This is a genomic window from Pseudomonas sp. FP603, assembly GCF_030687415.1.
Lineage (GTDB): Bacteria > Pseudomonadota > Gammaproteobacteria > Pseudomonadales > Pseudomonadaceae > Aquipseudomonas > Aquipseudomonas wuhanensis.
In genome coordinates this window covers 2,761,269-2,774,452 of record NZ_CP117431.1, presented here as the reverse complement: position 1 = coordinate 2,774,452, position 13,184 = coordinate 2,761,269, and the positions used below count along the sequence as shown (strand labels likewise).

Here is a 13,184-nt window from a genome sequence, read left to right as displayed (position 1 = left end):
TTAGCCCTCCTTGTTTGGCGGCCAGCCATTGGTGTTGATGTTCGAGCTCCATTTGAGGAACTCGGCGATGTCATCCACCTCCTGCTCGCTCAACTTGAACTGCGGCATCGCTCGCCGGCCCGGTACGCCCAGCGGCTGCATTTTCATCCAGGCATGTAGAAAAGGTTTAAAGCCCGCCTCCCCGCCGCGCCGCTGGAACACGTTGCCCAGCTCAGGGGCAAAGTAGGCGCCCTCGCCCAGCAGCGTGTGGCAGCCGATGCAATTGTTTTGCTCCCAGACCGTCTTGCCGCGGATCACGGATTCGGTTAACTGCGCTTCATTGCTGCGCTCTGGAAAGGTCTGTTCCGTGTGATAGGTCAAGGCCAGGAATATCATGAAGAAGAAGATGCTTCCCCCGAAGTAGATATTCCTGGCCATGCCTTTGGTGAAGGTCTCTGACATGGTCGCTTCCTCTTTGCTTGGCGTACCCATGATAGAAAGCGAAGGGTTGAAACCTGCTTGATGGCGATCAAGAAAGGCAGATGGTTTTGGTCGGGTATTGGCATCATGAAGCCGGGCACCTTCCCTGTGGCGAGGGAGCAAGCTCCCTCGCCACAGGTTAATTAACCGACCAACACCAGCGTCAGCCCTACAATGGCGGCCAACACCAACGCCCAGCTCACCATCAACCGGCGCCACAATCGCGGCGCGTGGCGCATCTCCATAAAGCCATCGGCAATCAGCCAGGCCTTGCCAACCGCCACCAGCAATATGGCCACCGACAGCAGCCACGTCGCGCCCGCCTGTGCCAGCACCACCGTGCACACGCTTAATGTGGCCAGCGCAGCCCAGCAGACCAGCAAAAACCTGGAAGCCGACATCAAAACCTCCGTCAATTCAGAACGTAGACCAGCGGAAACAGCAGGACCCAGATCAGATCGACCATGTGCCAATACAGCACACCCGATTCAAGCCCGCTGCGGTTGGCCGCGTTGTACAGGCCACGACGGCAGCGCTCGGCCAGCCAGCCGAGGATGACCATGCCGAGCAGTACATGGAGAAAATGAAAACCGGTGAGTATCCAGTAGAGGGTGAAAAACGTGTTGTGCTCCATGCCCAGCCCCGAGGCCAGCAGGTGTCGGTATTCCGTGATCTTCAACACCACGTAGACACTGGCCGCGAGCAACGCAGCCAGCAGGTAGACAGCGCCGTGGCGAGACCGTGAACGCTTGACTTGCTCCTGAGCCAGCGCGGCGAACAGCCCGGCGGTGAGCAGGCTGAGGGTCATCGCCAGGCCGGTAGAGGTGTTGAGCAATAGACGGCTTTCACCGAACAACTGCGGCTTGAGTGCCTGGGTCACGGCGAACGCCAGAATCAGGATAGCGAACACCGACAGCTCGGCCAGAATGAAAAACCACATCGCCAGATCACCCGGCAAGTGACCCGGTGCAACGCGTCTGGACTCAGCCGAAGTGGACATCAACCACGTCCATCAGCGCCGCAACCGTCAGCGGATCATCACTGAGCGGCTCGGCCAGGCAGGCCATGCACGCCTCACGCGGGCTCATGCCGGAGCGGATCATTCGCGCGGTAAAAATCAGCAGCCGCGTCGAGGCGACTTCTTCCAGGTCATGTTGATCCAGCCTTCGCAGGGCTTGTCCCAGCCTGACCACTTGCGCCGCCAGCGCGGTGTCTACCTGCGCTTCCCTGGCGACAATGCACTCTTCATCGGCCACCGGCGGATAGCCGAAACGCATCGCCACGAAGCGTTGTCGAGTGCTGGGTTTCATGCCTTTGAGCAGGTTCTGGTAGCCGGGGTTGTATGACACCACCAGCATGAATGATGGCGGCGCCTGCAGTACTTCGCCGGTGCGTTCCAGGAACAACTCGCGACGATCATCAGCCAGCGGATGCAACACCACCACGGTGTCCTGGCGCGCTTCGACCACTTCGTCCAGATAACAAATACCGCCTTCACGTACCGCGCGGGTCAGTGGCCCGTCCTGCCACCAGGTGCCTTGGGCACCGATCAAATGACGGCCGATCAGGTCGGCGGCGCTCAGATCGTCATGGCAGGCCACGGTGTACAGCGGCAGTTTCAACCGATGGGCCATGTGCTGGACGAAACGGGTCTTGCCGCACCCCGTCGGACCTTTGATCAGCACCGGCATGCCGTGTCGCCAGGCTTGCTCGAACAGCGCCTCCTCATTATTGAGCGGTTGATAGAAGGGTTCGCAAGACTGGATTCGGTCCATGGGCTGTCTGTTCCAAAAGCGGATTCAAGCCACACGCTACGGGCCCCTGCGACAACCTGGCAAGTGACATGGCCGGCAAACTTGATCGCGGTCAAGCGAGCATTGGCCTGCTCGGGCATAGCCTTGCACGGCACTAAGAACCTGCGTTCTGCGCTGCCGTTTCAGCACATCGCAAAGGTCTTGCCTGAGGAGAAATGGAATGCTGATCAGCAATAGAAAAACGTTTGCTCTGACTGTCGCCACATTGTGTTCGGCGCTGACCCTTGCGGTGACTCATGCGGCCAGAGCCGACGAGCCCGCTGCCGTTGCGGCCAGCCCGCTGATGGTCAAATCCGCCGGAGCGCCCGACATGAGTCAGGCCGAGTTCGACTCATCCAAGGAAATTTACTTCCAGCGCTGCGCCGGCTGCCACGGCGTTCTGCGCAAAGGCGCCACCGGCAAACCACTGACACCGGACATCACCCAGTCCCGCGGGCAACCGTTTCTGGAGGCGTTGATTACCTACGGCTCACCGGCGGGCATGCCGAACTGGGGAACGTCGAATGCGCTGACCAAGGATCAGATCACGTCAATGGCCAAATTCATTCAGCACGCGCCGCCGACGCCACCGGAATGGGGCATGGCCGAGACGCTGAAAACCTGGAAAGTGCTGGTCAAGCCTGAGGATCGTCCGAAGAAGCAACTGAGCAAACTCAACCTGCCCAACCTGTTTTCGGTGACGTTGCGCGATGACGGCAAGATTGCCCTGATCGACGGTGACAGCAAGAAAATCGTCAAGCTGATCGAGACCGGTTACGCGGTGCACATCTCGCGCATTTCTGCCTCCGGTCGCTACCTGCTGGTGATTGGTCGAGACGCGCGGATCGACATGATCGACCTGTGGCCGGTGGAGCCGACCAAGGTCGCCGAAGTCAAAGTGGGTATCGAGGCGCGTTCGGTGGAGACCTCCAAGTTCAAGGGCTACGAAGACAAATACACCGTCGCCGGCTCCTATTGGCCGCCGCAATTCACCATCATGGATGGCGAAACCCTGGAGCCCAAACAGATCGTCTCGACCCGCGGCATGACCGTCGACAAGCAGGAATATCATCCAGAACCCCGGGTCGCGGCGATCATCGCCTCCCACGAATGGCCGGAGTTCATCGTCAACGTCAAGGAAACCGGCAAGGTCATGCTGGTCAATTACCAGGACATCAAGAACCTCACCATCACTTACATCGATGCCTCGCCCTTCCTGCATGACGGCGGTTGGGACAGCACCCACCGCTACTTCATGACCGCCGCCAACAACTCCAACAAAGTCGCCGTGATCGACTCCAAAGATCGCAAGTTGGCAGCTTTGGTGGAGGTCGGTAAAACCCCTCACCCGGGGCGCGGCGCCAACTTCAACCACCCGACCTACGGCCCGGTCTGGGCCACCAGCCACCTCGGTGATGACGGCATTTCCTTGATCGGCACCGACCCGGTCAAACATCCGCAATACGCCTGGAAACAGGTCGCCTCACTCAAGGGCCAGGGCGGCGGATCGCTGTTTATCAAAACCCACCCTGACTCCCGTCACCTGTATGTCGACACCACCCTCAACCCGGACGCCAAGCTGAGCCAGTCGGTGGCGGTGTTCAACATCGACAAACTCGACGCCGGCTACACCGTGCTGCCCATCGCCGAGTACGCCGGCATCAAGCAAGGCGCGATGCGGGTGGTACAGCCGGAATACAACAAGGCAGGCGATGAGGTCTGGTTCTCCGTGTGGAGCGGTCAGTCAGAGGAGTCAGCGCTGGTGGTGATCGACGACAAAACGCTGAAGCTCAAATCAGTCATCAAGGACAAGCGACTGATCACCCCCACCGGAAAATTCAACGTCTACAACACCCAACACGACATCTATTGAGCTCCATCAATGCAAGGAATCCCCATGAAAAATACTCTGCTTTCACTGTTCGCCCTGACCGCTGCGCTGAGTGTGCAGCCGGCCATGGCCCAAGACGGCCAGGAGCTGTTCAAGAGCAAACCGTGCGCCGCCTGCCATTCCATCGACACCAAGCTGGTCGGCCCGGCGCTCAAGGATGTCGCGGCCAAGAATGCTGGCGTGGCCGGGGCCGTGGACACCCTGGCCAGCCACATCAAGAACGGCACGCAAGGCAACTGGGGCCCGATGCCAATGCCGGCCAACCCAGTGACGGATGAAGAAGCGAAGACACTTGCAACCTGGGTCCTGAGTCTCAAATAGCCAACTGGAGGGCGTCATGAAGGTTTATCGACACGCTGCGATTCTGGCGGCCCTCCTCCTCATTTGCGCAACCGTGGTTGCCGCGCCCGACGCCAAGCGTCAGGCACAACTCGAACACCTGCTGGCCCAGGACTGCGGCGCCTGTCATGGGCTGCACATGACCGGCGGGCTGGGTCCCGACCTGACCCGCGCAACGCTGGCGGGCAAATCCAGGGACAGCCTGATAGCCACCGTCAGCCAAGGCCGGCCCGGCACCGCGATGCCCGGTTGGGCCCCGCTGCTCAGCCCGGATGACATCCGTTGGCTGGTCGATCTTCTTCTCCAGGGATACCCCGCACCATGATCCGTTCAACCCTGCTTTTAGCGGCGACCGGGCTGTTGTTGTCCGCGTGTGTTCAGCCTCCGTTGCGGGGCACCGGCGATCTGGGCGTGGTGGTGGAACGCGCCACCGGCAGCGTGCAAATCATCGAAAGCGACACCCGCACGGCACTGGCCCGACTCGAGGGTTTGGGCGATCTGTCCCATGCCTCGGTGGTGTTTTCCCGCGACCAGCGTTATGCCTATGTGTTCGGCCGCGACGGCGGGCTGAGCAAGATCGACCTGCTGACCCAACGCATCGATCAACGGGTGATACAGGGCGGCAACAGCATCGGCGGCGCGATCAGTCAGGACGGCAAACTCATCGCCGTGTCCAACTACGTGCCCGGCGGGGTCAAGGTGTTCGATGCCGAAACCCTGCAACTGGTGGCCGATATTCCGGCCACGCCCCTGGCCGATGGCAGCAAGCGCTCACGGGTGGTCGGCCTGGTCGACGCGCCCGGTCAGCGTTTTGTGTTCAGCCTGTTCGATACCGGCGAGATCTGGACCGTCGATTTCAGTCAGGGCAGCACGCCGCGGATCAGCCGTTTCACCGACATCGGCCAGCAACCCTACGATGCGTTGGTGACCCCGGAGGGTCGCTATTACATGGCGGGACTGTTCGGCGAAGACGGCATGGCGCAACTCGACCTCTGGCATCCGGAACGTGGCGTGCAGCGGGTGCTCGGTGATTACGGACGCGGCCTCGCGAAATTACCCGTCTACAAGATGCCGCATCTGGAGGGTTGGGCCGTTGCTGACAACCAGGCCTTCGTGCCCGCCGTCGGCCGTCATCAGGTGCTGGTGATGGATTCGCGCACATGGAAACAGACCGCTGCCATCCCGGTGGCTGGCCAACCGGTGTTCGTCACATCGCGGCCGGATGGTCGACAGCTGTGGGTCAACTTCGCCTACCCGGACAACGATCGGGTTCAGGTCATCGACAGCGAAACCCGTGCTGTGGTCGCCGATCTGCGACCGGGGCCAGCAGTGCTGCACATGGAATTCACCGCTCGCGGCGACCAGTTGTGGCTGTCGTTACGCGATGGCGATCAGGTTCAGGTTTGGGACCCGTACAGCCTGAAGCAGCTGAGCACCCTTCCCGCCACCGCGCCGAGCGGCATCTTCTTCAGCAGTCGCGCGCAAAAAATGGGCTATTGAAATGAACCTCGACCTGCTCAGCCGCCAACTGATCGACCGCTTCCAGCATGGCATGCCGCTGTGCGCGGAACCTTACAAGGAGATGGCGCGGATTCTCGGTTGTCGCGTGGGCCAGGTGATGGCTTGTCTGGAAGAAATGGATCAGGCCGGCACCCTCTCACGGATCGGTCCGGTGTTCGAACATAGTCGCGCCGGAGCCAGCACCCTCGCCGCCCTCGCCGTGCCCGCCGATCGCTTGCAACAGGTCGCCGAGCACGTAAGCCAGTATCCCGAGGTCAACCATAACTACGCGCGGGAGCATTTCTACAACCTGTGGTTTGTGCTGACCGGCCCTGATCGCCAACACATCGAGCGCGTTCTCGAACAACTTGAGAAAGACACCGGCCTCATGCCGCTGGATCTGCCGATGTTGACCGCTTACCGCATCGACCTCGGTTTTGCCCTGGGAGAAAGCCCATGAAGCCGGGATTGAGTCCCAAACAGGCACTGGCGCTGCGTCGGCATCTGGAAGGTGGATTGCCGCTGGTATCGCGCCCCTACCAGGCCCTCGCCGAATGGATAGGCGCCGACGAAAACCAGGTGCTCGCGCAAATGCGCCAGTGGCACGAGCAAGGGCTGTTTCGCCGGGTCGGTCTGGTGCTCAACCATCGCGCGCTGGGCTTCACCGCCAACGCCATGCTGGTGCTGGATGTGCCGGACGCGCTGATCGACGAAGTCGGCCAGCGCCTGGGCCGGGCGCCCGGCATTACCCTCTGCTATCAACGGCCGCGGCGTTTGCCGCAGTGGCGCTACAACCTGTTCTGCATGGTTCACGGGCGCCAACGCGCGCAGGTCGAGGCGCAAATTCAGACGTTGCTGGAAGAACACCTGCTGAGCGACCTGCCCCACCAACTGCTGTTCAGCACTCACGCGTTCAAACAGTGCGGCGGACGCTTTGCACCCTCACCCACCGGAGCCCCCACCCATGGATGACCTCGACCGTCGGCTGATCAACCGCTTGCAACTGGGCCTGCCGCTGGTGCGCTACCCGTGGCAGGCACTGGCCGCCGAACTGGACAGCAGCAGTAACGAATTGCTCGACCGCCTCCATGAATTGCTGGAAGACGGCATGCTCACGCGCTTCGGCCCGATGTTCGACATCGAACGCCTCGGCGGCGCCTTCACCCTTGCGGCGTTGGCGGTGCCTGAAGAGCGTTTCGAAGCCGTCGCCGAGCAACTGCAGGCCCTGCCTGAGGTGGCGCACAACTACCGACGCGAACACGCCTGGAACATGTGGTTCGTGCTCGGCTGCCCGACCGAACAAGGTATCGCCGAGACCCTGCAGCACATCGAAACCCTGACCGGTTTGCCGCTGCTCAACTTGCCCAAAGAGGAGACTTACCATGTCGGTCTGTACTTCCCGGTCTGAAGACACCCTGGCCCACCGTTTGATCGAATTGACCCAGGCCGGCCTGCCGTTGCTGGATGACCCGTGGGCCTGGCTCGCTGAACAGCTGGACCTAAACATCGAATCTACCCTGGACTTGCTCAAGCGTTTGCAGGCCGAGGGCGCCATTCGGCGCATCGCCGCCGTCCCCAACCACTATCGCCTGGGCTTTCGCTACAACGGCATGACCGTCTGGGACGTACGCGACACGGACATGCCGCGCCTTGGCGCACTGATCGGTGCGCAGCCCTTCGTCAGTCATTGCTATCGACGCCCGCGCCGAACCGCCTGGCGCTACAACCTGTTCGCCATGGTCCATGGCCGCAGCCGCGAGGAAATCGACAGCTACCGCGAACACCTGCGCTACTTGCTGGGTGACGCCTGCGCCGCCGACGAGATGCTGGTGAGCAGCCGCATCCTGAAGAAAACCGGTTTGCGGCTACCACCACGCTGAACACGCGCTTGTTCAAGGAGATTTGCATGTTGAGGATCAGCCAATACCTGCGTGCCCTGACCGGCGAGGCGCCTGCCCCCAGAACCAGCCCACCGGGCAGCAACCGGCCGCCGGTGGTGATCTGGAACCTGCTCAGGCGCTGCAACCTGACCTGCAAACACTGCTACGCCACGTCCGCCGACAGTGTCTTTCGCGACGAACTGGATACGCCCGCCGCGCTGACCGTGATCGACGATCTGCACGACGCCGGGGTGAAGGTCCTGATTCTTTCCGGCGGTGAACCGCTGTTGCGCGACGATCTGTTTGTGCTCAGCGCCTACGCCCGCACCAAGGGTTTCTTTGTGGCGTTGTCCACCAACGGCACGCTGATCAATGAGCAGAACATCGCACAGATCCGCGCGGCGAACTTCGACTATGTCGGGATCAGCATCGATGGCCTGGAAGCCACCCATGATGCGTTCCGCCAACTCAAGGGCAGCTTCGCCAGCTCCATGCAGGCGATCCGCCTCTGTCGTGAACAGGGTATTCGCGTCGGCCTGCGCACCACCCTGACCCAAGAGAACCATCAGCAATTGCCACAGTTACTGGCGCTGATGCGCGAGTACGACGTGCAGAAGTTTTATCTGTCGCACCTCAATTACAGCGGTCGCGGCAAACGCAGTCGCAAGCTCGACGCCCGACAGCAGATGAGCCGCGAGGCGATGACGCTGATCTTCGAACAGGCCTGGGAAGACATCGAGCACGGTCGCGACAGCGATTTTGTCAGCGGCAACAACGATGCCGACGCGATTCTCTTGCTGCAATGGGTGGGCCTGCATCTACCCGAACATTATCCGCGCCTGGAACACATGCTCCGCGCCTGGGGCGGCAACGCCTCGGGCAGCGGCATCGCCAACATCGACAACACCGGCGAAGTGCATCCCGACACCTATTGGTGGCAGCACTCGGTGGGCAACGTCCGGCATACGCCGTTCCGCACGCTCTGGCTGGACCAGCCGGACGCCTTGCTGCAGCAACTGCGTGTGCATCCGCGTGCCGTCGGTGGCCGTTGTGGCCAATGCCGCTGGTTGAACATCTGCAACGGCAATACCCGCACCCGCGCCTGGGCCGAAGGCGACCTCTGGGGCCAGGACCCCGGCTGCCATCTCAGCGACGAAGAAATCGGTATGCCGCCATTAATCACCATCCCTTGCGTCATGCACTGAAGCACCCGCCTGGCGAGCCATCTGGCAAAGGATGGGGCCGGCCCACCTGATGAAGAACCAAGGACGTCCCATGCACCCATCGATTGTTTTACCGGCCGCACTTGCGTCCCCGTTCAGACCGGGCGAAGTGGCCCTGGTCGGCGCGGGGCCCGGCGATCCACGCTTGCTGACCCTGCGTGCCTGGAGCCTGTTGATGCAGGCCGACGCCGTGGTTTACGACCGCCTGATCAGCCCCGAGCTGCTGACATTGATCCCCCTCACCTGCGCCCGGCATTACGTCGGCAAGGCCAGTGGCTGCCACAGCCTGCCCCAGGAACAGATCAACGAGCTGCTCGCCGATCTCGCCGACCAGGGGCAGCGCGTGGTCCGGCTCAAGGGCGGCGACCCGTTCATATTCGGCCGTGGCGCCGAGGAGCTGGAGTATCTGCTGCAACGCAACATTGATTGCCAGGTTGTCCCGGGCATCACCGCTGCTTCCGGCTGCAGTGCTTACGCCGGCATTCCGCTGACCCACCGGGACCTGGTCAATTCCTGCCGCTTCATTACCGGACATTTGCAGCGCGATGGTGAGTTGTCGCTACCCTGGAGCAGCCTCGCCGACAACAGCCAGACCCTGGTGTTTTACATGGGGTTATCGAACCTCGGGATTATCGCCCAGCGCTTGATTGAAGCCGGAATGGCCGCCGATACACCGGCGGCGCTGATCAGCAACGGCACACGTCCCGACCAGCACGTCGCCCGAGGCATGCTGCACCAGTTACCGACCCTGGCGCAGGATTGTCCACCGGGCATTCCGACGCTGACGGTGATCGGCAAAGTGGTCGATCTGTTCGCGACCCAACAGCAGGAATACCCGGCACGCTTTTACTCCGCTCCCGTGTTGCAACGCCACGGTAAGGTGGCGATATGAGGCGCATGCTGCTTGCCCCATTGTTATGGATCGGCGCGGCCCATGCCAGCGCAACGGTTCCATCCTCCGACGCAGCCGCCGACCTCTACCAACAACATTGCCAGCGCTGCCATGGCGTCAACCGTTTAGGCGGTACGGGGCCGGCCTTGCTGCCGGAGAGTCTGAGCCGGATCAAACCCGATGAAATCCGCAGCGTCATTCAGAACGGCCGCCCTGCGAGTCAGATGACCGGGTATGCCAACGTATTCAGTCCGGCACAGATCGATGCCCTGGTGGATTACCTTCAGCAACCACCCGCCACCCCGCCCACCTGGAATAACGATGACATTCGCGGCAGTCATTCCATTCTCGCCGATATCAGCAAACTGCCCGACACGCCCCAACATGGCGCCGATCCGCTGAACCTGTTTGTGGTGGTGGAAGCCGGCGACCATCACATCGACATCCTCGACGGCGATCGTTTCTCAGTGCTGGCGCGGTTTGCTTCGCACTTTGCGGTGCATGGCGGACCGAAGTTCTCGCCGGATGGACGCTTCGTCTACCTCGCCTCACGGGATGGCTGGGTCAGCCTGTACGACTTGCACAACCTGAAGCTGATCGCCGAGGTCCGCGCCGGGCTCAATACCCGCAACCTGGCGGTGAGCAAGGATGGCCGCTGGGTGCTGGTGGGCAACTATCTGCCGGGCAATCTGGTGGTGCTCGATGCCCGCGATCTGTCACTGGTCAAAACCATCCCCGCAATCGGCCAGGACGGCACCGCATCACGGGTCAGCGCGGTCTACACAGCCCCGCCACGGGACAGTTTCATCGTGGCGCTCAAGGACGTAAAAGAAGTCTGGGAGCTGCCCTGCGCCGGTACACCGGACTTCGAACCCCGACGGATCCAGGCTGGGGATGTGCTGGACGACTTTTCCTTTTCACCGGACTACAGGCAATTGCTGGCCACGTCGCGCAAGGCCAAGGGCGGCCAGGTGATCGACCTCGACAGTGGCCAGGTGGTCACCGACATACCGTTGCCGGGCATGCCGCACCTGGGGTCCGGGACCTACTGGAAACGCAACGGTGAGTGGGTGTTCGCCACGCCGAACATCAGCAAGGGATTGATCTCGGTCATCGACTTCAAGACCTGGAAACTGATCAAGGAAATTCCGACCCTGGGGCCGGGCTTTTTCATGCGCAGTCACGTCAACTCGCGGTATGCCTGGACCGATGTGTTCTTCGGGCCGGACAACGATGCGATCCACCTGATTGACAAACAGACTCTGGAAATCGCCCATACCTTGCGTCCGATGCCTGGTAAGACGGCTGCCCATGTTGAGTTCACTCGGGATGGTCGCTACCTGCTGCTGAGTATCTGGGCTACCGATGGCGCGCTGATTGTGTACGACAGTAATACCCTCAAAGAGATCAAGCGCCTGCCGATGAACAAGCCGTCGGGTAAATATAACGTCGGTAACAAGATTGAGTTTGTGGAGGGGACTTCGCATTAGATCTTGGTGTATATCCGTTTCTGCGGTCACGGCGACTTATGGTTCCGCCCTTACGGCGGGTCACTTTCGAAAAGCGCGAAAGTAACCAAAGCGCTTTTGCCCCTTTCGTTCGGTGGCTCGCTTAGGCTCGCCATGCCCTCGCTCCGGTCCTGCTCCGTGGGCCCGCCGCCATCGGCCATCCATGGCCGGGGGCGGCTACCGCGGCATCCCTGCCGCGGTGCCCACTGCGCAGAACCTCCTCTCGGCCTCTCGAGGGGGCGACTACCGCAAAAGCACCGCGAGGCGGCCTACCGGCCGGCCTGTCTCTTCAAGCGTACGCATTTCCCTGTGGGAGCGGGCTTGCCCGCGATGGCGGACTTACATTCAACATTTATGTCGACTGACACGGCCTCTTCGCGAGCAAGCCCGCTCCCACATTGAAAATTTGTCAGGCATGGCATTCGGGTACACCGCCGCTGACCAGACTTGACCGAACCAACATCAGGCCGGCTATCAGGCCGCCTCGCTTTGGCTTTGGCTTTGGCTTTGGCTTTGGCTTTTGATCTTGATCTTGATCTGCCCCGTCGGAAGGCCGAGCGCAGGTTCTGCGCAGTGGGCAACCCGGCATGGATGCCGGGTTAGCCGCCCCCGGCCATGGATGGCCGATGGCGGCGGGCTCACGGAGCAGGACCGGAGTGAGGGCATGGCGAGCCTAGGCGAGCCACCGTACGTCAGGGGCGAAAGCGTTTGGTTACTTTGCGCTTTTCAAAGTAACCCGCTGTAAGAGCGGAACCCTAAGTAGCCGTGACCGCAGCAACGGATATGTACACCATCAAAACCTATGTCACCCAACACGCCGCTTTCGCGAGCAAGCCCGCTCCCACAGGGTTCCGGGCTCATCCGCAAGGACTCAGGCCGCCATCGCAGGCAAGCCAGCTCCCACAAGGGTCCGGGAACATCCGCAAAATTGTGAGTTCACCCATCACCCCAAGGTATAACCATTATCGACTTTCCAGTCCTGCCCATAGACACCCCGGGCGCCTTGGGACAGTTGAAAAATAATCACATTAGCCACCGCCGACGCATCAAGAAAATGCCCCGGCAACAGACGTTTGCCCAAGGTATCAGCGACGTCATCGAGCTCCCCATCGCTCAACCCCAGGTTATCCCACATCGAAGTCGCGGTCGGCCCCGGCGAAACAAGGTTGATGCGCACATCGTAACGCGCGAACTCCACCGCCAATGTGCGTGCCTGAGCCGCCAGCGCGGCCTTGCTGGCAATGCAGGCAGCCAGACCGGGAAAGCTCGACCCGGTCAGAAAACTACCGACAAACACCACCGAAGCCGGGTTCGCCAACTCACCGCGCAACGCCGCCAGGGTGTTCAACGCCCCGGCACCATTGACCGCCCATTGGCGCTGGAAGGCCGGCATGTCCAGGCTGTCGGCCATTTCGGCAATGCCCGCGTTGGGCACCAGATAATCCACCCGCCCCAGCGCCGCCGCCCGCCGGGCCAGCCCTTGCAAGTCTTCTTCGCACGTGACGTCCCCGGCGCACCATTGCAGCCGTTCGCCGTAGATCTGTTGCAAGGCCGGCAATTCACCAACGGTGCGCGACATCGCCAGCACCTTGACCCCACGCGGCAACAGCGCGGCGCACAACGCCAGGCCAATCCCGGAGCTGGCACCGGTGACCACCGCCAGACGATCCTGAAACTCGGTTTGCATCATGTTCTCCTG

16 protein-coding genes are annotated in these 13,184 nt (G+C 61.5%); 11 read left to right on the top strand and 5 right to left on the bottom strand.

The features are described 5' to 3' along the window. The 4 genes from PSH65_RS12970 to PSH65_RS12955 all read right to left on the bottom strand — a co-directional run bounded on the left by PSH65_RS12970 (position 1) and on the right by PSH65_RS12955 (position 2,234). Positions 1 to 441: a cytochrome c gene (locus tag PSH65_RS12970; RefSeq protein WP_305426543.1), complete on the bottom strand. Its 441-nt coding sequence runs from the start codon at positions 439 to 441 to the stop codon at positions 1 to 3. Between the two features lie 161 nt (positions 442 to 602). Next, entirely contained in the window at positions 603 to 860 is a 258-nt protein-coding gene (locus PSH65_RS12965; RefSeq protein ID WP_305426542.1) for a cytochrome C oxidase subunit IV family protein, read from the bottom strand. Between the two features lie 11 nt (positions 861 to 871). After that, on the bottom strand, positions 872 to 1,459 hold the full coding sequence (locus PSH65_RS12960) for a cytochrome c oxidase subunit 3 (RefSeq protein ID WP_305426541.1): 588 nt from the start codon (positions 1,457 to 1,459) through the stop codon (positions 872 to 874). Continuing rightward, positions 1,443 to 2,234 (bottom strand): CbbQ/NirQ/NorQ/GpvN family protein, encoded by a 792-nt coding sequence (locus tag PSH65_RS12955; RefSeq protein ID WP_305426540.1) that lies wholly within the window; start codon positions 2,232 to 2,234, stop codon positions 1,443 to 1,445. Before PSH65_RS12955 ends, PSH65_RS12960 begins: the two co-directional genes overlap by 17 nt. A gap of 199 nt (positions 2,235 to 2,433) precedes the next feature. Here PSH65_RS12955 and PSH65_RS12950 point away from each other — a divergent pair, with 199 nt between their 5' ends. From PSH65_RS12950 to PSH65_RS12900, 11 genes are all read left to right on the top strand, one after another. Then, on the top strand, positions 2,434 to 4,125 hold the full coding sequence (locus PSH65_RS12950; protein ID WP_370694685.1) for a cytochrome D1 domain-containing protein: 1,692 nt from the start codon (positions 2,434 to 2,436) through the stop codon (positions 4,123 to 4,125). 24 nt (positions 4,126 to 4,149) lie between these two features. Further along, entirely contained in the window at positions 4,150 to 4,464 is a 315-nt protein-coding gene (locus PSH65_RS12945; protein WP_305426539.1) for a c-type cytochrome, read from the top strand. A 16-nt stretch (positions 4,465 to 4,480) separates the two neighbouring features. Then, positions 4,481 to 4,807: a cytochrome c gene (locus tag PSH65_RS12940; protein ID WP_305426538.1), complete on the top strand. Its 327-nt coding sequence runs from the start codon at positions 4,481 to 4,483 to the stop codon at positions 4,805 to 4,807. Continuing rightward, complete coding sequence (locus PSH65_RS12935) at positions 4,804 to 5,982, top strand: cytochrome D1 domain-containing protein (protein ID WP_305426537.1); 1,179 nt, start codon at positions 4,804 to 4,806, stop codon at positions 5,980 to 5,982. The genes PSH65_RS12940 and PSH65_RS12935 overlap by 4 nt, the downstream gene beginning before the upstream one ends. A 1-nt stretch (position 5,983) precedes the next feature. Beyond that, the gene (locus PSH65_RS12930) at positions 5,984 to 6,442 is read left to right on the top strand and encodes an Lrp/AsnC family transcriptional regulator (protein ID WP_305426536.1); all 459 of its coding nucleotides are present in this window, start codon (positions 5,984 to 5,986) and stop codon (positions 6,440 to 6,442) included. Further along, positions 6,439 to 6,954 carry an AsnC family protein gene (locus PSH65_RS12925; protein WP_305426535.1) on the top strand — a complete coding sequence of 172 codons (516 nt, stop codon included), beginning with the start codon at positions 6,439 to 6,441 and terminating at the stop codon, positions 6,952 to 6,954. The genes PSH65_RS12930 and PSH65_RS12925 overlap by 4 nt, the downstream gene beginning before the upstream one ends. Beyond that, entirely contained in the window at positions 6,947 to 7,390 is a 444-nt protein-coding gene (locus tag PSH65_RS12920) for an Lrp/AsnC family transcriptional regulator (RefSeq protein WP_305426534.1), read from the top strand. Before PSH65_RS12925 ends, PSH65_RS12920 begins: the two co-directional genes overlap by 8 nt. Then, positions 7,365 to 7,862 (top strand): nitrite reductase, encoded by a 498-nt coding sequence (locus PSH65_RS12915; protein ID WP_305426533.1) that lies wholly within the window; start codon positions 7,365 to 7,367, stop codon positions 7,860 to 7,862. Before PSH65_RS12920 ends, PSH65_RS12915 begins: the two co-directional genes overlap by 26 nt. Positions 7,863 to 7,888: 26 nt before the next feature. Beyond that, positions 7,889 to 9,067 carry a heme d1 biosynthesis radical SAM protein NirJ gene (gene nirJ, locus PSH65_RS12910; RefSeq protein ID WP_305426532.1) on the top strand — a complete coding sequence of 393 codons (1,179 nt, stop codon included), beginning with the start codon at positions 7,889 to 7,891 and terminating at the stop codon, positions 9,065 to 9,067. A 70-nt stretch (positions 9,068 to 9,137) separates the two neighbouring features. Next, positions 9,138 to 9,977 (top strand): uroporphyrinogen-III C-methyltransferase, encoded by an 840-nt coding sequence (cobA, locus tag PSH65_RS12905; protein ID WP_305426531.1) that lies wholly within the window; start codon positions 9,138 to 9,140, stop codon positions 9,975 to 9,977. Next, positions 9,974 to 11,467, top strand: a complete 1,494-nt coding sequence (locus tag PSH65_RS12900; protein WP_305426529.1) for a nitrite reductase — start codon at positions 9,974 to 9,976, stop codon at positions 11,465 to 11,467. The genes cobA and PSH65_RS12900 overlap by 4 nt, the downstream gene beginning before the upstream one ends. Before the next feature lie 961 nt (positions 11,468 to 12,428). On the opposite strand, the gene PSH65_RS12895 is transcribed toward PSH65_RS12900, so the two are convergent. Continuing rightward, positions 12,429 to 13,172: an SDR family NAD(P)-dependent oxidoreductase gene (locus tag PSH65_RS12895; RefSeq protein WP_305426528.1), complete on the bottom strand. Its 744-nt coding sequence runs from the start codon at positions 13,170 to 13,172 to the stop codon at positions 12,429 to 12,431. Positions 13,173 to 13,184 lie beyond the last annotated feature (12 nt).